At 60.2% G+C, this 18,478-nt stretch carries 15 protein-coding genes and 1 pseudogene; 2 read left to right on the top strand and 14 right to left on the bottom strand.

What is annotated here, in order from left to right:
- Positions 1 to 393: 393 nt before the first annotated feature.
- The 7 genes and pseudogenes from GH665_RS08720 to GH665_RS08690 all read right to left on the bottom strand — a co-directional run.
- Positions 394 to 732, bottom strand: a pseudogene (locus tag GH665_RS08720) (AMP-binding protein); the annotation flags it as partial.
- A gap of 250 nt (positions 733 to 982) precedes the next feature.
- Positions 983 to 2,227 (bottom strand): acyl-CoA dehydrogenase family protein, encoded by a 1,245-nt coding sequence (locus GH665_RS08715; protein ID WP_153135520.1) that lies wholly within the window; start codon positions 2,225 to 2,227, stop codon positions 983 to 985.
- A 68-nt stretch (positions 2,228 to 2,295) separates the two neighbouring features.
- Positions 2,296 to 3,060, bottom strand: a complete 765-nt coding sequence (locus GH665_RS08710) for an SDR family oxidoreductase (protein ID WP_153135519.1) — start codon at positions 3,058 to 3,060, stop codon at positions 2,296 to 2,298.
- Between the two features lie 42 nt (positions 3,061 to 3,102).
- Complete coding sequence (locus GH665_RS08705; RefSeq protein ID WP_153135518.1) at positions 3,103 to 4,119, bottom strand: phosphotransferase; 1,017 nt, start codon at positions 4,117 to 4,119, stop codon at positions 3,103 to 3,105.
- Between the two features lie 24 nt (positions 4,120 to 4,143).
- Positions 4,144 to 4,830 carry a histidine phosphatase family protein gene (locus GH665_RS08700; RefSeq protein ID WP_153135517.1) on the bottom strand — a complete coding sequence of 229 codons (687 nt, stop codon included), beginning with the start codon at positions 4,828 to 4,830 and terminating at the stop codon, positions 4,144 to 4,146.
- Positions 4,831 to 4,961: 131 nt separating this feature from the next.
- On the bottom strand, positions 4,962 to 5,861 hold the full coding sequence (locus tag GH665_RS08695) for a LysR family transcriptional regulator (RefSeq protein ID WP_030103005.1): 900 nt from the start codon (positions 5,859 to 5,861) through the stop codon (positions 4,962 to 4,964).
- 208 nt (positions 5,862 to 6,069) lie between these two features.
- A complete protein-coding gene (locus tag GH665_RS08690; RefSeq protein ID WP_153135516.1) occupies positions 6,070 to 6,951 on the bottom strand; it encodes an NmrA family NAD(P)-binding protein in 882 nt (293 codons plus the stop codon).
- Between the two features lie 151 nt (positions 6,952 to 7,102).
- On the opposite strand from GH665_RS08690, the gene GH665_RS08685 reads away from it, so the two are divergent.
- Positions 7,103 to 8,017: a LysR family transcriptional regulator gene (locus GH665_RS08685; RefSeq protein WP_153135515.1), complete on the top strand. Its 915-nt coding sequence runs from the start codon at positions 7,103 to 7,105 to the stop codon at positions 8,015 to 8,017.
- A 209-nt stretch (positions 8,018 to 8,226) separates the two neighbouring features.
- Here the strand turns inward: GH665_RS08685 and GH665_RS08680 are convergent, their stop codons facing one another.
- The 7 genes from GH665_RS08680 to GH665_RS08650 all read right to left on the bottom strand — a co-directional run bounded on the left by GH665_RS08680 (position 8,227) and on the right by GH665_RS08650 (position 16,729).
- The gene (locus GH665_RS08680; RefSeq protein ID WP_153135514.1) at positions 8,227 to 9,999 is read right to left on the bottom strand and encodes a tannase/feruloyl esterase family alpha/beta hydrolase; all 1,773 of its coding nucleotides are present in this window, start codon (positions 9,997 to 9,999) and stop codon (positions 8,227 to 8,229) included.
- 246 nt (positions 10,000 to 10,245) lie between these two features.
- The gene (locus tag GH665_RS08675; RefSeq protein WP_408274586.1) at positions 10,246 to 10,953 is read right to left on the bottom strand and encodes a substrate-binding domain-containing protein; all 708 of its coding nucleotides are present in this window, start codon (positions 10,951 to 10,953) and stop codon (positions 10,246 to 10,248) included.
- 13 nt (positions 10,954 to 10,966) lie between these two features.
- Entirely contained in the window at positions 10,967 to 11,650 is a 684-nt protein-coding gene (ligK, locus tag GH665_RS08670) for a 4-carboxy-4-hydroxy-2-oxoadipate aldolase/oxaloacetate decarboxylase (RefSeq protein ID WP_153135512.1), read from the bottom strand.
- A gap of 2 nt (positions 11,651 to 11,652) precedes the next feature.
- On the bottom strand, positions 11,653 to 12,678 hold the full coding sequence (locus GH665_RS08665) for an amidohydrolase family protein (protein ID WP_153138319.1): 1,026 nt from the start codon (positions 12,676 to 12,678) through the stop codon (positions 11,653 to 11,655).
- Between the two features lie 66 nt (positions 12,679 to 12,744).
- Entirely contained in the window at positions 12,745 to 14,094 is a 1,350-nt protein-coding gene (locus GH665_RS08660) for an MFS transporter (RefSeq protein WP_153135511.1), read from the bottom strand.
- A 75-nt stretch (positions 14,095 to 14,169) separates the two neighbouring features.
- Positions 14,170 to 15,267, bottom strand: a complete 1,098-nt coding sequence (locus GH665_RS08655) for a porin (protein ID WP_153135510.1) — start codon at positions 15,265 to 15,267, stop codon at positions 14,170 to 14,172.
- Positions 15,268 to 15,427: 160 nt separating this feature from the next.
- Positions 15,428 to 16,729, bottom strand: coding sequence for a gallate dioxygenase (locus tag GH665_RS08650; protein ID WP_153135509.1), 1,302 nt, complete (start codon positions 16,727 to 16,729; stop codon positions 15,428 to 15,430).
- A gap of 437 nt (positions 16,730 to 17,166) precedes the next feature.
- On the opposite strand from GH665_RS08650, the gene GH665_RS08645 reads away from it, so the two are divergent.
- Positions 17,167 to 18,441, top strand: a complete 1,275-nt coding sequence (locus tag GH665_RS08645) for a LysR family transcriptional regulator (RefSeq protein ID WP_153135508.1) — start codon at positions 17,167 to 17,169, stop codon at positions 18,439 to 18,441.
- Positions 18,442 to 18,478: the final 37 nt, after the last annotated feature.

Here is an 18,478-nt window from a genome sequence, read left to right as displayed (position 1 = left end):
CCGGCTGGTCCCGCCGACAACGCCAGCGATCCCGACGTTCATTCCTTCAGAGCAAAAAAGCGCTTTGGAATCTGCGGGTTGCGGATGAAGCTGCCGGTCGGAATAGTCTTGCTAAATGCGTCCTCGTACTCTGCAAAAAATGGCGAGTTGCACGTCTACCGGTTGTCCGGCGAACCCAACAGGCAGCTCCACCAGAGGGAGCATGGCAGTCCATGAGTCTTCTCGGGCTCTGAGGCATTTCCAAGCACTTCGCGCCATTCAGGCCCTGACTAATGCCATAACCGACGAACACGTCGATGCCCCGCTCCAGCGCCGCTTTGGCAAGCCCTTGCGGCAACGCGCCGCCGCCGATGATGATTTTCCACCTGCTCATGTCCATCGCCTTGCCTTCCTCGCATGATTGATCGTATAGGCGATTTCGGCCGGCGACAGCCGCACATTCACGGTCTGCAGCACGGCGCCCATCATCGTCACCGCGAAGTAGCACTCGAGATAGCGGTGGCTGTCCCAATCCATCACCGCGACGGTGCTGCCGTGCTGCACGCCAAGTTCGCTCAAGCCGTTGGCGAGGCGCGCGATACGCTCGCGCAGCGTGGCGCAGGTCATCCGGAACTGGTCCCGGTAGACTATCTCTTCGTCCTGCGCCTGAACAAACGGTGTAAGCAACAGTTGCTTGATCAGCAACGGATAGGCGTAGGCGGAGGATCCTGGTGTCGTGACTTCGTCCTGCATCTGTGTCTCCTTCAGTCCCAAACTGGATGGCAAGCGTGGATGGCAGGCGAATGTTGTCGGGTTATTTTCTCGGCCTGCTGCGATAAACGCGTTGGGACAATCATGCAAATGTCGGGACGTGGGAAGTACCCCCTGAATGGGGGAGTGCCGCATACACGAAGGGGGGAGAAACGAAAAGGCCGCGAATCGTCTGACGAAACGCGGCCTTGCTGGACGGGGGATTTAAAGCTGTGAAACCGCTGCTAAAACGTTACACCGGTGCCGTCAGATACGGATTCCCTTTGCCCGGTTCATAGCGCTGCGCCTTGAGTTCCATCCGCGCAATGCTCTGCAGGTGAACCTCGTCCGGACCATCCGCGAACTTCAACGCACGGCCCCACGTCCAGCTATCGGCCAGTGGCGTGTCGGGGCTCAGCCCCATCGCGCCAAATACCTGCATCGCCCGCTCGCAAACGGCGGTGTGAACCCCCGGCACGAGCGCCTTGATCATCGAGATTTCCTTGCGCGCTTCCTTCGCGCCCACGTTGTCGATCATCCACGCGGCTTTGAGAACGAAGAGCCGCGCCTGATCGATTTCGATTCGTGACTTCGCGATCCATTCGGCAACCGTCCCATGCTCAAACAGCGTCTTTCCGAACGCCGTGCGTGTCTGGGCCCGCTCCACCATCAACTCGAGCGCCAGTTCCGCGGCGCCGATCGAACGCATGCAATGGTGAATCCGTCCCGGTCCGAGACGCGCCTGCGCAAGCGCGAAGCCGCTGCCTTCTTCGCCGAGAAGATTCGACCGGGGCACGCGCACGCCTTTGAACTCGATCTCGCAGTGCCCTTCCGGCGCCGTGTGATTGACCACCGTGATATTGCGGATCACCTTGACGCCCGGTGTGTCGCGAGGAACAAGAATCATGCTCTGCTGACTGTGACTCGCCGCGTCCGGATCCGTTTTCCCCATCACAATGAAGAGCTTGCAGTTCGGGTGCGCGGCGTTCGTGATAAACCACTTCCGGCCGTCGATAACGTAGTCGTCACCGTCGCGACGAATCGACGTCGTGATATTGGTCGCATCCGAGGAGGCTACCGCCGGCTCCGTCATCGCAAACGCGGAGCGGATCTTGCCGTTAAGAAGCGGTTCGAGCCACTGCTCGCGCTGCGCGGGCGTGGCAAACATGTGGAGCAACTCCATATTCCCTGTGTCCGGCGCATTGCAGTTGAATACCTCGGACGCCCATGACACCCGCCCCATGATTTCAGCGAGCGGCGCGTACTCGAGATTGGTCAGGCGGGTACCGGGTTCGTCATCGCGCAGATGTGGCAGGAACAGGTTCCAGAGCCCCTCTCCACGCGCGCGCTCCTTCAGATCCTCCATAAAGGAAACCGGATATTGACCCGCACTCACTTCGTCGTGCCATTGCCGGATACGCGGAACGATATGAGTGTCCATGAAGGCACGCACCTGAGTGCGCAGCGCGTCGACTTTCGAGCTATAGGCAAAGTCCATTTTTACTCTTCCAGAATCGTGATTGATCTCGCCGACGCATTGACCATTACCATGCGTCGACCGCTTGACTAGATCGTCAGTCCACCGTCGACGACGACACACTCTCCGTTGGTATAGCTCGCCGCATCGGACACCAGATAAAGCACAGTACCCGCCATCTCGCGCGGTTCGGCATGGCGCCGCAGCGGGATCTGCGACAGCCACTTTTCGTAGGTAGCCTGATCTGAGAAAAGCGCGCCCGCAAAGCGGGTTTTGGTCAATCCGGGCAGCAGTGCGTTCACCCGAATCCCCAACGGTCCGCACTCCTTCGCGAATGCCCGCGTCATGTTGACAACAGCGGCTTTGGTGATCGAGTAAATGCCCTGCATATCGCCAGGCTGCAAGGCATTAACCGAAGCCGTGTTGACGATCGCACCGCCGCCGTGCTCGCGCATCAGCTTGCCCGCCTCCACCGACATGAAGAAGTAGCCACGCAGGTTCACTTCCACCGTCTTCTCGAAGGACGCCAGATCGGTATCGAGAATATGGCCAAAATACGGATTGGTCGCCGCGTTGTTGACGAGGATGTCCAGACGGCCATGCCGCGCACGGATATGCTGGAAGATCGCGAGAATATCCTCGATGCGCCCGACATGACACGGATACGCTTCAGCACTGCCGCCGGCTTCGCTGATCTCGCGCGCCACGGATTCACAACCCTCCAGCTTGCGGCTCGACACGATCACATGCGCGCCCTGTTCGGCGAGCAGCTTCGCGATCTCTTCGCCGATACCGCGGCTTGCGCCCGTTACCAGCGCAATCTTTTCTTTCAGATCAAACAAATTAGTAGTCACAATCAGCGTCCTTATATCTACGTTCCAGTTTTCTGCGTGGGCTCAAATCAGGTCGGCACCCATCCTGGCAAGCGCCCCTGCCATCGCTCCTACCTGCCTCGCCTTTTCATTCGAGGCGTTGCCGCCCAAAGCCCGCTTCTTCACGCCCTGTGCGATAGCGGCGAGCCGGAAAAAGCAGAACGCCAGGTAGAAGTTCCAGTTCTCAATCGAAGAAATACCCCGAAGCTCGCAATACCGTTCGACAATCGACGTCTCGTCCGGCACGCCCAACGCTCGTCGATCCAGCCCCGCGAGTCCGGCGATATGACTGCCGGGCGGAAGCCGCAAACACATGCAGAAGTACGCAATGTCAGCGAGTGGATTGCCGAGCGTGGATAGCTCCCAGTCGAGAACGGCGCGCACTTGCGGCGCACCGTGCATGAAGATGAGATTGTCGATACGAAAATCTCCGTGCACGAGCGAAGGCTTGCCAGTTTCCGCCGGGCAATGAGCAGGTAGCCATTCGATCAGCGATTCCATCGCTTCCAGCACATCGGTCTGCGCGGCGCGATACTGCTTGGTCCAGACGTCGATTTGACGCACGAAGTAGTTGCCTGGGCGGCCGTAGTCCGACAAACCGGCTTCGTCGATATCCACGTCGTGGAGCGCCGCCATCGTGCCGATCAGCGCCTCGTAGATGGCGCCACGTTCCTCGACGGGCACTTCCGGCAGCGCCGGATTCCAGAAGATGCGGCCGTCCTCGTAGCTCATCACGTAAAACAGGCTGCCGATGACGTCGCGGTCCTCGCAAAGGTGATACGCACGGGCGACAGGGACCGGTGTCCTGCCTAGCGCCGACAACACGCGAAACTCACGGTCAACGGCATGGGCGGACTTGAGCAGCGCGCCGGAAGGTTGACGCCTCAGTACATAGCGGCCGCTTTGTGCGTTCAGAAGAAACGTCGGATTGGATTGTCCGTCGGGAAATTTCTCGATGGACAAGGGCCCTTGAAACCCGGGCATGTGCGCCGTCAGATAACGTGTGAGATCTTCGGTGTCGAATTGGGAATGAGCATTCATGGCTTGGGGAAAACCTGGCGAAGATCAGCCGTAGGTGACAAATTCACGCCTCTCGGCATGTTCGAGATGCGGCACGGAATTGAAGCTGACCAGCGACATCGCGTCGTGGTTAAAGACGTATTGGCAAATGCTGCTGTTCCGAATCTGCAGGTTCAGCGCAATCGCGGTTGCCGCGGGTGCCTGCAGAACCTGTTGGGCAGTGACCGCGATCGGGCCACCTGAACTCACCACCAGAACGCGCCGGCCGCCAGTCCGCTGGATGTCGATACGCGCACGCTGGACGCGCGTCTGGAATTGATGCCACGTCTCTGGAACCCGGCCCGGCAAGCGGTCATCGGCCCAAAGCTGCAGCACCTGTCTGAGCCCTTTGTAGAAGTCCTTCTTTGAACCTGTGGCCGACAGACCTGCGGACCAACCCGTTGGCGAGCCTTCCTCGCCGAGGGCGGCGAACAGGGCCGCGAAATCGTATTCGTTCAGACCCGCGTCCTGGACGATCTCGACTTGCAGGCCACCCATCGCCGCCAGAATTCCATCGGCGGTTTGCCGATGCCGCTGCATCGTGCCCATGACAACGCGATCGAACTGCACGTTCGCCTGCGCGAAGTACTCGCCGAGCCAACGCGATTGAATACGACCGGAAGAAGATAGCTCGTCATAGTTTTCGGCGCCGAAAGACGCCTGGCCATGCCGTACAAGATAGAGTTCTGCCATGCCGTCCTCGCTTCAACATAGCTAGCAGAATACTCAGCGTCACGGCATTCAGGAAATTTATTGTTGTGATAGTCCGCTATAAGTTTTCGTGACACCTTGTATGTAGCGCCCTACGCCTGCGACGACTCTGCTTATTGGTTCATTTCCCGCATGAGACGGCCAATCTGCTCGCGCAGCCAACGATGCGCCGGGTCTCCGGTCACGCTTCGATGCCAGTAGCAATGAGATTGAAGATCCGGAAGATCGAACGGCAGCGCAAGAATTCGCGCGTCATACCGCTGCAGGAGCACGAGGGGGGCCGTGAGCACGAGATCGGTTCGCATCGCGATCAGAGGAGCGACCAGATAGTGTTGAACGCGCGTCTGAATCGATCGCCTGAGGCCCAGCCTGGTCAGCTCGGCGTCAACGAGACCCGATCCCTGCGGGCGGCTCGATACATGGATATGGCCGAACTTGAGGTAGTCGTCGATCGTCAGCTTCTTTCTGGTGAATGGATGATCGTGGCGCAGCATGCAGGCATAACGGTCGCGGCCCAGCGGCTCCTGCTCGAGGTAAGGGTCGTCGATCAACGGCGCGTCGATCGCGAGATTGACGGCCCCGCTGGCCAGCGCTTCCGGAACCTCGCGGCGCGTCGTAAAGTAGCTTTCGATCCGGATGCCGGGCGCCAGTTGCTGCAGCACTTCCTCCAGCGCGGGCAGAAGAAGTGCTTCCGTGAGATCGGTCATGCTGAGCCGGAACGTACGCTCAGACGAGGCTGGATCGAAGCGTCCCCCAACGTGAGTGCTCGAATCAAGCAGCTGCAACGCCTCACGAACCTGGCCGATCATGTTTTCCGAAACGGGGGTCGGCATCATGCCGGCCGATGTACTGACAAAAAGCTGATCGTCGAACGCCTTGCGCATCCTCGCCAACGCATTGCTGACGGCAGGCTGGGTGATGAACAGCATCTCCGCGGCGCGCGTCAGGTTTCGTGTTCTGTAGACGGCTTCGAAGACTACGAAGAGATTCAGATCAACCTTGGACAAACGCATTCGCACATTCCCCGACGCCACTCGAACCGATTTCACCGCTCCTTCTAATCACGCGCAGGCATCGGCGCAAAACGTCGATCGGCGTGGTGACACGGAGCAACCCAGGCGAGTCTACTCCCGCGAGCGCAAGACAGCCAGACAGCCAGACAGGGCCATGAAGATGCTTTGCGCGATCGTCGGGAGGGTAAACGGCTCGCCTGGGCATGCGTCAGGAATCGCTCAGCGACGTATCGCGCAAGACGAGGTCTCGCAGAACGGTTGCCAACTGCACTTCGCCCTTGACGATCTCGGCTGGATCGCCTTCGAAGGCGATCCAGCCTTCATTGAACCCGTCGAGCATGCGCATACGCGGCAACGGCTCCTTCATCCCCTGGGACCGGAACAACGCCTCCCATGTTTCACGCAGCACGCTCTCCGCACGGACCGGGCGACCGAGCACCCCGGCAAATGCCGCCGCCAGATCGTTCGGGCTCACACGTTGCGGCCCCTCCAGCTCGACGACCCGCACGCCGCGCCAGGTTTGCTGAAGCAGTTGCGCGGCGACGCGACCCACATCCGCGGTCGCAACCATCGGCACAGCCTTGTCGAGCGGCTGCAGAAAGCTGCGAATAATCCCATCGTCCCGGGCCGGCACGGCGTCCCACGCAGCGTTCTCCATGAACCACCCGGGACGCAGGAATGCCAGGGGCATCGGTAACTCGCGAAGCGCCTGCTCCATCAGCGTACGTTGCGTGAGCAGATTAGTCTCAGTGGCCTGCGCGCCGATCGTCGACAGGCAGACAACCTTGCCAGGTGCCGCCGCCTGAAGCGCTCCGCGTACCGCGTCAATGACCGTACGTGCTTCGGGAAAGCCTGGCGACGGGTCGAACTCGGACGGTGGCAGAATGAAGACGCCTTGCGTGCCGTCGAAAGCGGCGGTAAGGGATGCCACATCGTCCATGTCGGCAGTGACCACTTCACACCCGCGCTCAGCCCACGAACGTGCCCGAGCGGCATCGCGCACCACCGCGCGTACCGGCTGGCCCGCTGCGAGCAACGTGCGCGCCAGCGCACCGCCAACCTTGCCTGTTATCCCTGTGATTGCATACATTGCAGTTTCTCCTTTCCTGGATAAATGTGTGCTGCCGGGATGCATTGTGGGTAAACGCGAGGAGAAACTAAATGATATGAATAGCACTTATTAAATGACTCATAGTTACTAATTCGTCATAGTGTGTTTTTTTACGCACGGTGCAAGGCCTATGAGATCGTCCAGCGAGAATCTCTCTAGCGGTATCAGCGTATTTGCGGCCGTCGTCGATGCGGGGACGTTCGTGGCCGCCGCCGACTTGATGGGCATGTCGCCGCCCGGGGTCAGCCGGGCCATTGCCCGACTCGAAAGGCGGCTGAAAATAAGGCTCTTCAACCGGACGACTCGCGCCGTTTCCCTCACTGAAGAGGGGCGACGGTTCTACGAACAGGTCATGCCGCACTTAAGGGGAATGGAAGAAGCGGCCGCAGCCGCAGCGGGCGGCGCCGTGACCGTGCGCGGGAAGCTGCGCATCAATCTGGATCCGGTTTTTTCGCGAATCATTCTGGGTCCAAAGCTCGACGAGTTTATGGATCTGCATCCCGAACTTGAACTCGAGCTCATTGCGAGAGATCAGCTTGGCGACCTCGTCATGGACGGCTTCGATCTGGCCTTGCGATTTGGCGAACCTCGTTCGTCGAGTCTGGTCGCGCGAAAGTTGCTCGACACAGCGGTTGTCACGGTCGCATCGCCGTCGTACCTCGCTCGCCGGGGGCGGCCAGCGGAGCCTCAGGAGTTGGGGCACGGCGTGCACAGGTGCCTGGAATTCCGCAACCCGGAAACCGGCAAGCCGTATCCGTGGGAGTTTCATCGCAAACGGAAAAAGCTGGTTGTCGAAACGAATGGACGCCTGACGGTGAACGACCCGAGCGCACTCCTCAACGCGTGTCTGGCCGGCTCTGGCATCGCGCAGATGCTGCTGTCCGGAGCCCAGCATCTGATCCGGGACGGACAGCTTGTCAACCTCTTCCCCGACTGGCCGGACGAGCGGTTCCCGCTCTATGCGTACCATCCATCGAGGCACCATATGCCGGCCAAGGCAAGAGTGTTTCTTGACTTTGTCGTCGCTTTGACGAGTGCGAGTTAGCGACACCCATCAGCCTGGTGCCTCTTGACGTAGCCGTGGGATGGAAGAGTGCCGACGCGCGCATTCTCGTCGATCACGCCTCCCCGACGAGCATTTCGCCGAGCAATCCGGTCAGCGATTTTTTCACCGACGTCACTCCATGCCGTCTGGTCGCAAACGGATAGGCCGGCTCCGCAGAGCCGGCCATAGTTCCATGAGCGGCGAACGGCTCAGGGGGCCGCGACGCCCTCCGTCGTCGCGGTGTACGGCGTGTAGAAGCTACTACCCGCCCAGGCAGGCGTCGGCGCGTTATATAACGCGGCGCCCTGGGTATAGTTGGCGCCGTCGCGCCAGTCGCCGGTACCGGTGTACTGAGGCACGGCCGGATACGGATACACCGGGCGTGACGCGGTCACGGCGTTCGACGAATCGGTCTGGTACGTCATGACCGCATTCGGTGCGCTGCCCTGCTCGACCCAGCCTGTGATTTTCGTCACCAGGTCGATGTTGGGGAAGCCCTCACCGCCGCCGCAGTGGCCCACGCCCGGCACGAGGTACAGCCGCGCGAACGCATCCACGTTCGACGCGCCCATGGTGTTCTGCATAGCCTCGTAGTAGTTGATCGTGAAGAGCGGCGAGATGTGCTGATCAGCCCAGCCGTGCCACAGGATCAGCTTGCCGCCCGCCTTCTGAAAGGCCGACAGGTCCGGGTCGGTCGCATCCATGAGAGGGTGGTTTGCCTGCAGGAAGTTCGGATAGAAGCTCGCGTCCTGATAGCCGAAGGTGTCGATGTTCGGCATGCTCGGCGACCCCGTGAAAATGAGGTTGTAGGCGCCGGTCACGATCGAGTAACTGAAAAGACCTGTAACGGGTACGGGCGCCGCGGTCGAGTTCGTGGTCGGCACTTCGACACCGATCCAGTTGATTTCCGAACCCAGTTGCGGCGAACCGGCCAGCATGCGCTCACCCGTCGTGGCATCCAGTGGGCCGCCGTAGATCTTGCTGGCGGTGGAGACCTCGGCAGCGGTCAGGCAATTGCTGGTGTTCGTCGCACCGTTCGGACACTGGATCGATGCCGCGTCGAAATTGCACATGCGCGGATCGGTGAGCAAGCCGTCAGGCACGTTGAGCTGACCGCCGCAAGCGGCAACCACCGCTTTGTGCAGCACGGCTACCTTGTCGGCATAGAGCACGGCATTGCCGGTGCTGGTGCCGGTGCTGCTGTTCGATTTCACGCTCCAGCCGTGATACAGGGAGTTCTGGATCTGGAAGTGGGCGGCGGGCGCGCCAGCGACGATGCCGTTGTAGTCGTTCGGGTAGCGTTGCGCGGCCATCAGGGCTTCGCGGCCACCGTCCGAACATCCCACGAAATACGAGTACTTCTGTGCCTGCCCGTAATAGGCCTTAATCAGCTTCTTCGCCGCGAGTGTCGTGATGTGCTGGCCGCGGTAGGCAAAATCGGCCTGCTGCTGCGGATTCGTGGTCCACGCGGAACTCTGGCCCGAGTGGCCCATGTCGGTCGCCGCCGTCACGAAGCCGCCCTGCTGAACCAAAGGACAGGTATAGCTGAAACTGAACGAGCTTTGCTGGGTCGGATCGCTCAACGTGCCGCACAGACCGCCGCATCCGAGTGCCGCGAAGCGTTGCGTATAGGTGCTGACAGGCAGCGCCACCTCGAAAGTATTCGCCGGTGCGAGCGTGCCCTTCACCGTGCAGAAGTTGACGGTGGCGCCATTGACCGTGGCCGCGGTCACGGTAGCCGAGGTAATCGAACTGCCCGCCCCGCCGATGTCGGTGATGTCCACCGCGGCCAGCTTCGAACAATCGATAACCGGCGCTACGGCGGCTAGCGTCGCCGGAGTGGAACTGATGCCACTGCTACCGCTACCGCTGCCGCAAGCGGCCGCAAGAACAGCGGTGGTGCAGATGGCGAATACCGCCAGCAACGAGCCGGCTCGCTCACGGACGCGAGCGAGCAGCCCCATGGAATGCCGAGTTTTCATGCTTGTCTCCTAACCTGTCTCTCTATCGGACATCAAAACCGTCTCTGTTTGCCACGAGCACACGGCATACCTTCATGACGGAGTAATTAATATTCCTTATTTATTTTGATTCTTTTACACCTCCTTTTTTCGCGCCGGCGCTTTCCAAATTAAAGCGAGTAAATTTGCTTATTTTGCATATCTAATTTATAGCCACATAGATGACGAGACATGCTTGATATCGTCCCCATGCACTTTCGGACTACCTCAGACAGGCTCCATACCATGTGCAAGCTTGATTGATGCTGTTTGCGGCGAGATGAGGAATGAGATGAGTGCCTGCGCCTGCACCGTTCGTTCAGATGCCGTACAAATCGCAGCCGCGAAAACGGTAACGCCTTCGATATCAGGCGGCAGCGTCCCGACGACGTCGATGCCGGCCTCGCTCGCCAACTCACTTAATTGCTGAAAACCGAGTTCAACCTCTCCGCTCGAGACAAGCGAGCCTACGGGAACACCAGGCCGGGCCCGCACAATGCGCGGCGCAATCGTCCCGGCAATGCCCCACCGCTCGAACAAACGCAACAGATGCGTACCGCTCGGCCCCGTGGAGTAGCCGATGCTGCGCGCAGCGAGAACGGCTTCCCGAACGGCGCCTTCATTAGAAAGGTCGGGGCGCGGCGCACCGGCCGCTACAGCAATCGCCACGTGCGAGCGGGTCAGGTCCGCCCGACTGCCCGCAACGACCCGGCCGGCGGCAACCAGCCGGTCGATCGCATCGGCCGCCAGCACCACGATATCGAACGGCTCGCCACCCAGAAGGCGCTGAGCCGCCTCGACGCCACCGACCGATTCGATCGACACCCGTTGCCGTGCTTCGCGCCCGTACTGGTTGACGAGATCGGCCAATACGTTGCGGGTAGCCATCGAAGAAATTCCCGTGATCGTCGGGCTCATGGTGGGTTCGATAACCATGCCTGCGGCCCTTTTAGTCGACATAACGCAGTCCGGCGTTTTGCAAAGGCTCGCGCATGTTGTACATGTCCAGACCCAGCACCCCGGACGCCAGCCTCGCCCGCTTCTGCGCTTCATTGGCTTCGCGCGCGGCCCCCTTTTCGAGCACGCTGTGCGCCGACGCCCCGGGAACCACGACTACGCCGTCATCGTCGGCCACGACAACATCCCCAGGGCTCACCAGCGCACCCGCACATACCACAGGGATATTCACCGAGCCGAGCGTTGCCTTGACCGTTCCTTTGGCTGAAATTGCCTTGCTCCATACCGGGAACCTCATGTCGGTCAGCACACGCACGTCGCGCACACCACCGTCGATGATCAGCCCTCGTGCGCCGCGTGCCTGGAAGCTCGTTGCCAGCAGGTCGCCGAAGTAACCGTCCGTGCAATCCGTCGTTACCGCGGCAATGACGATATCTCCGGGTTGAATCTGTTCCGCCGCGACATGCAGCATCCAGTTGTCCCCGGGTTGCAGCAAAACCGTGACGGCGGTGCCGCTGGCCTGTGCGCCGACATAGATCGGCCGCATGTAGGGTTTCATCAGGCCGATGCGGCCCATGGCTTCATGCACCGTGGCCGTTCCAAGCGCACCGAGCTTCGCGGCGACATCGCCGTCCGCTCGCGCAATGTTGCGATATACCACTCCAAGCTCAACCATGATCAACGCCCCTTCGCTTTCAATGCTGCATCCAGACGTGGGTAGACACGTCGTGCGTTCCCCTCGTAAATCCTGTACCGCTCATCCGCATCGACGTGCGCGGCTTCGATGTAGCGCTTTGTGTCGTCGAAATAGTTTCCCGTCTCGGGATCGATGCCACGCACCGCGCCGATCATCTCGCTGGCAAACAGAATGTTGTCCACCGGAATCACGCGCGTGAGCAGGTCGATACCCGGCTGGTGATACACGCAGGTATCGAAGAAGATGTTGTTGAGCAGATGATCCTTCAGCAACGGCTTCTTGAGTTCCTGGGCAAGTCCGCGAAAACGCCCCCAGTGATATGGCACCGCGCCGCCGCCGTGCGGGATCACGAAGCGCAGGGTTGGAAAGTCGCGGAACAGGTCCGATGTCAGGCACTGCATGAATGCCGTCGTATCCGCGTTCAGATAGTGCGCGCCGGTGGTATGGAAGCACGCGTTGCAACTCGTGCTCACGTGAATCATTGCGGGGATGTCGTATTCGACCATCTTTTCGTAAATCGGATACCAGTAGCGATCGGACAACGGCGGGCTCGTCCAGTGGCCACCCGACGGGTCCGGATTCAGATTGATCGCGACATTGCCGTACTGCTCGACACACTTGACCAGTTCAGGGATGCAAGTGGCGACATCCACACCCGGGCTTTGCGGAAGCATTGCCGCCGGAATGAAATGGTCCGGAAAGAGCTCGCTCACCCGGAAGCAAAGTTCGTTACAGATCGCGGCCCACGTGCTCGACACTTCGAAGTCGCCGATGTGGTGCGCCATGAAACTCGCACGCGGGCTGAAGATAGTCAGATCGAGACCGCGTTCGCGCATCAGCCGCAATTGATTGCTTTCAATCGACTCCCGCAACTCGTCGTCGCCGATCCGCAGTTCGGATGTCTTCGGCCTTTCCGCCGGATTGCTGATGCCTGCGATCTGGCGGTTGCGCCACCCTTCCAGCGCTTTTGGCGCCGTGGTGTAGTGGCCGTGGATGTCGATGATCATCATTGCTCCAAGCAGCTAAATTGATTGCTGGCGCGATGCCACGTGTGGCATCGCCCGATTACTACGTCAGTGCGCCGTATTGGGTTGCGGCGCGGGCTCGCCGGCCCTCGCCCGTTGGGCCATTAGAATGGCGACTGCAGCCAGCGTCGCAGGCACGGCCAACATCGCGAGAATCACCCCGAACTGCAGGCCGAAACCGAGCAACGCGCCGCCGATTGCGGAGCCGAAAATGCTACCGAAGCGGCCCATGCCGAGCATCCAGCTGACACCGGTTGCGCGTGCAACGGTCGGATAACGGCCTGGTGCAAACGCGTTCAATCCCGTCTGCGCGCCGCTCATGCAGAAGCCCGCGGCGAACACCAGCAGCGCCAGCGACGACGACAAGGCCCCGATCCACGCCAGCGCAAGCACGCACAGGCCGCCGCCCAGATAGGCCGCACTGATGACCGGCGCCGGCCGCACTTTGTCCATCATCCAGCCGACCAGAATGGCGCCGATCGTTCCGCCGATCTGAAACATCGCCGTCACGTTAGCGGCAGCAGTGACCGTCAGTCCGGCATCCTTCATGAGCGTCGGCAACCAGCCCGTCAACAGATAGATGACAAGCAGGCCCATGAAATAGGTCACCCAAAGCGCCACCGTCATGAAGCCGTAGCCGTGCGAAAAGAGCACACTGATTGGTTTGCGTGTAGGCAACGGCGGTTCGTTGGAAACGAAAACCTCTTCGCCGGAAAAACGCGCGCCGCACACCCGGCCCAACACCGCGCCGATACGCTGGGGCGATGCGCCGCGCACCGCGAGCAGACGGGCCGATTCCGGCAACAGCCACACCTGCAACGGGATCAGCACCAACGGCAGCGCGCCGCCGAAAATCAACACCGAGCGCCAGCCATGTTCGGGAATCAGCCAGCCGGCAACAAAACCGATCAGTGCCGAACCCAGATTGAAGCCGGTGAACATGATCGTGATCAGCAGCGAACGCTTACGCTGTGGCGCGTACTCCGACAGCAGCGTTGTCGAGTTAGGCATCGCAGCGCCGAGGCCAATGCCTGTCAGCAAGCGCAGAACGGCCATTTCCACCGGTGACTGCGTAAAGGCCGTCGCAATCGTAAACACACCGAACAGGAACACGGAAGTAATCAGCACCCACTTACGGCCGACACGGTCCGATGCAGGTCCGGCCCCTAGCGCGCCGATCACGAGACCGAGCGGCGCCGCGCTCATCACCAGACCGAAGGCGGGGCGCGAAATCCCCCAGTCGTGAATAATCGAAGGCGCCACAAAACCCATGATGGCGACGTCCATGCCATCGGCAGTCACCACGAGAAAACACAGCGCCACCAGCAGCCACTGGTACGGCGAGATGGATCGCGCGTCGATAAAGGCTTTGATATCAATTGTTTTTCCACTAGTCATTGCTGTACTCCTGTCTCCTTCCTGCATGTCTGGCACGAGGCACCCATCGTGAACGGTTCTGCAATCGCGCACCGATTAGAAGCGGGTGTGAATGCCCACGCGTGCAATCGCCTGGGTGGCATCGCTCGAGGCGCCATCCGAACTGTTCAAGCCGTTGATCTGCGCCTGAGCGTCAGAATTGGCACGCTGATAAAGACCGAGGACATAGACGCTCGTCCGCTTGGACAGTGCGTAGTCAACGTTGGCCCCGATCTGGTGAGCGTGGTTGTTGTCCACAGTCGCGTTGCCTTTCATGTACATGTACGACGCCCCCGCGCTAAGTGCGGGTGTGATGAAGTAATGCGCGCCGACCGAGCCTTCGTACACTGCCGCACCGTTCGCGGAGTTGTGCACCGTCGTGAAAAGCGCATTCGCGATCCACGAGCCGAAGTGATAGTGCGCACCCACGCCCCAGTTGCGTACGCTGACGTCGGGTGCGCCGGCTGTGTAGTACTTGATGTTGGTGAACGCTGCGTTGGCGCCGAATGACCCCGCAGCGTAATTCAGCGCGAAGCTCTGTGAATTGCCTGCGCCGATAGACCCCGCTACTCCGCCAAAGCCATACATCGCGCCTGCACTAAAACCACCGAAAACAGGCGACGTGTATTTCACGGAATTCGCAATACGTTCTCCAGCCATACGGTCCCAGTCAAACGCGCCCGTGGGATTCTGCGGCAGCGCCAGTTTCTGGAACGGCCCCGCACGGAAATCATAGAAGTGGCCGGACAGCTCGGCCGGATCGTCGCCGGCGAAATAGAGCGAATCCGTCATGAAGTCGTACTGGTTGCCGAGCGTCAGCTTCCCGAACCGGTCGTTGGTCAATCCAACGAACGAGGTCCGGCTGAACAGACTCGAGTTCGGCATGAACTGGCCGTTGTCCACCTGAAACTGGTCTACCAGTTCAAAGATGGCCTTGGTGCCTCCACCCAGATCTTCAGCGCCCTTGAAACCCCACAGATTGGGCCCGTTCACGCCATCATCCATCTTGACGTTGTGCTTGCCCCCTTGATTGCTGACGTACGTAATACCCGTATCGATCAAACCGAACAGCGTCATGCTGCTCTGGGCATGCGCACCTGTCGCGGCAAACGTAGCGCCCAGCAATGCCAGTGAGATTTTTCTTGTGTTCTTCACAGCGTCTCCTTACAGTTTAATTAGTTTTACTAAATTCGATAATGGCTAACTTTCCAATATCTGAGGTACTGCCCTCGAAACGTACGTCTACTTGATCAAACGGAGCTGACGTTTCCAGCGAATGCAGCGGCGCGGCGGTAACGCGCCGTCAACCGGTTTCTCAACCCTTCCCTTTCTCTGCATTGTCCCAGTCGAGCTTTCCAGCAGTCTTTCCCGCCACTGAGTAGAGCGCGCCGGGCGCATTACGGGTCTGCTGGAACGCCTCCAGCGTCTCCCCGCGCATCGCGGCGTAGATGTGAAGGTTCGACACGCCCGTCACCGCGCCCAGCTTCTCGAGCATGAAGAAGATCACGCCATAGTGAAGCAGGCCGCGCCAATCGCGACGGCGGATCAGGTCTCGCTCTTCGTCAGACAGGTCCGCGGCCGCAAAGCTGGCTTCCGGATCGGCCAGGAAAGCTTCGCGATGCGCCGGCTCCACCATTCGGTGAAGGTAGTCGTTGATCCGATATGCGCGAACGGCAACTTCGATTGAGAACGGATAGGTGCCCTCGATCTTCTCGACGCCGGCGAGTTGAACGGCCATCCGCTGCCGGTGCCGCTCCACGACGGAAGGTTTCGTTTCGCTCTCTTCCCCTTCATAGATCGCAGTGGCGATACCTGCCATTGACGGCAGGTAGTAGCTACGATGCCTGCATACGACGTTGGACGGCAACGCACCTCGCATCGTCAGCCACATCACCACTTCCGCCCCTTCGAATCCACCCAGCTCGGCGTACTCGGCAATCGTCATCTCAGCCAGTTGCTCTGGATCGCGCTCAAAGAGATCGAGAAAACGCTGATCCCATTCCGTGTTATTGAAGCCCGCGCGTTCCCCGTGCACCTGGTGCGACAGGCCGCCCGTTGCGACGATCGCCACTTTGAGATCCTCCGGATAGCTCTCGATTGCACGTCTCAGTGCTTGCCCAAGTTTGTAAAAGCGCCGTGCGCTCGGAACCGGCAGTTGCAGCACGCCCATCTGCAGCGGCACAAGTTTCACCGGCCACTCCGGCGTATGTGGGCAAAGCATCGACAGGGGTGAGAAGCAACCGTGATCGAGCGCCTTGTTCTGGAAGAAAGACATGTCGAACTCGTCTGTCATCAGCGAGTTGCCAATGTGGGCGGCCAGCCCCGAATGTCCTTTGATTGGCGGCAGGTCCCGTGCGCCGCCGCCCTCGTCCGCCACCTGCCACTCGGGCCCCACGCCCAGAGCAAAGGCCGAGTAATGGTCGAAGAAGAACGAGGTGACATGATCGTTGTAGATGAGCACCAGCACGTCAGGGCTCTTTTCGGCAAGCCAGTCCGCCAACGGCGCGAAATTTTCAAAGATCGGCGCCCACACTGGATCATCGCGCTTGTTCTTGTCGAACGCGAAACCAATCGTGGGTGTGTGCGAGGCAGCAATGCCGCCGACGATCCATGCCATGCCACTACTCCTCAAATAAACTCGTTCAGCCGCCAGACGAGACCGCACGTCTGGCGAGTCCGGAAAAATGCTTACGAATAACCTGCGGCCCGTGATGCTTTCCATAGGGCCTGCTTTACGATACAAATATAGGGATTAACGGGGATATCAGGAAGGCGAGGGTAAACCACGTTCGATAGCGGTGATACCGTCCGCAGCGTGGCTTCTTGCCGGTTTTCATCTGCTTCGAAGGTCTGAAACCCCCGGTGTATCAGGCATTCCCCGAAATCCAGGCGGCCAGAGGATATCCAGGTCGCCCATCCGTAGTCGTCCTGGCCCATAAATGGAATAGATACCTCATTAACCAGTTCGCAATCCGGTCCCTACAGCCGTACGGCGCAATGGCCGGGATTGACGCTCGCCTCACTCATCAAGGTCTGTCAGCAGGACCGTCATTCATGAGCAACAACGAACTTCTCAACCTGTCGCAACTGCGCGCGTTCCGACTCGTAGCCGATACGGGCAGCGCAACGCGTGCAGCCGCCGCGCTGTTTCGCGCCCAGTCCGCCGTCACTCGTTCCGTGCAGGAACTGGAATCGGCGCTTGGCGAACCGTTATTCGACCGCAGTCCCTCGGGCATGCTGCCGACCCCGGTGGGCCGCGCCGTTCTGAAGCGGTGCGAGCGGATCTTTGCCGAACTGGAAGAGCTCGCGCAGTGGTGCTCGGCGAGGCAGGCGCGCCGCCGGCCTGCCACGGAAGGCGCGTTGCCCGCCTATCTGCTCAATACACGGCGGCTTCAGCTGTTTGCCGCTCTCGCCCGCCATCGGCACATGCCGAGCGCGGCCAGGACCTTCGGCATCAGTCAGCCGGCGGTGAGCACGGCAATTCGCGTGCTGGAAAGCGGCGCCGGTTTGACGTTATTTCATCGCAGCCCACGTGGCATCCTGCTCACGACTGAAGGCGAAACGTTTCTGCTGCGCGTGCGCCGTGCGCTGAACGAATTAAGGCATATACCCGACGATATCGCGGCAACGCATGGCAAGATTCAGGGCACGGTGACAGTTGGCGCGTTGCCACTCGGACGCACCTTGATCTTGCCCAGAGCGATCGCGCGCATCACCAAAGAGAATCCAGGCGTGTGTACCGTCACCAACGAAAGCGCCTATGAAGCGCTGGTCGCGGATCTACGTGCGGGAGATATCGACTTTATCCTCGGCGCGCTGCGGGACAATGACGCCTTGAGCGGCTTGAAAAACGAACGCCTGATGTCGTCGGATATGGCGCTGCTGGTGCGCCCCGATCATCCGCTCGCCCGCGTGCCCGAGTTGACCATCACCGATTTGCGAGAAGCGCAGTGGGTACTGCCTCGCAGCAATGCACCGGCGCGTGCGTTTTTCGAGGCGCAGTTCAAGCGGATAAAAGTGAAACCGCCCATGCCGACTGTCGAGACAGCTGACCTTGCCGTGATCCGCGGCTTGCTGCTCGACACGGACATGATCGCTGCGGTATCGGCCCACCAGTTGCATCTGGAGATTCAGTCAGGGCAATTAGCGGTTCTCGATGTCAAATTGCACAACACCCGGCGTGACATCGGACTGATCACGCGTTCGACGGGCAACCCGTCTCCCGCCGCACGAGCGTTGATCGATGCGATTCGTCTATCGGTGGTTGACGCTGGGCGCACGGTCAGCGGGCCGGGGGCTCACGTGAAGTCTCAGGTGTTGTCGCGTTAAACAGTTCACAACGCAATCGCTCGGAGGGCCGGCCGAC

Origin of the sequence: Paraburkholderia agricolaris (assembly GCF_009455635.1) — a bacterium.
In the GTDB taxonomy this organism is placed as follows: Bacteria; Pseudomonadota; Gammaproteobacteria; order Burkholderiales; family Burkholderiaceae; genus Paraburkholderia; species Paraburkholderia agricolaris.
The sequence above is the reverse complement of the archived record's forward strand: the minus strand, read 5'-3'. Positions and strand labels throughout refer to the sequence as shown.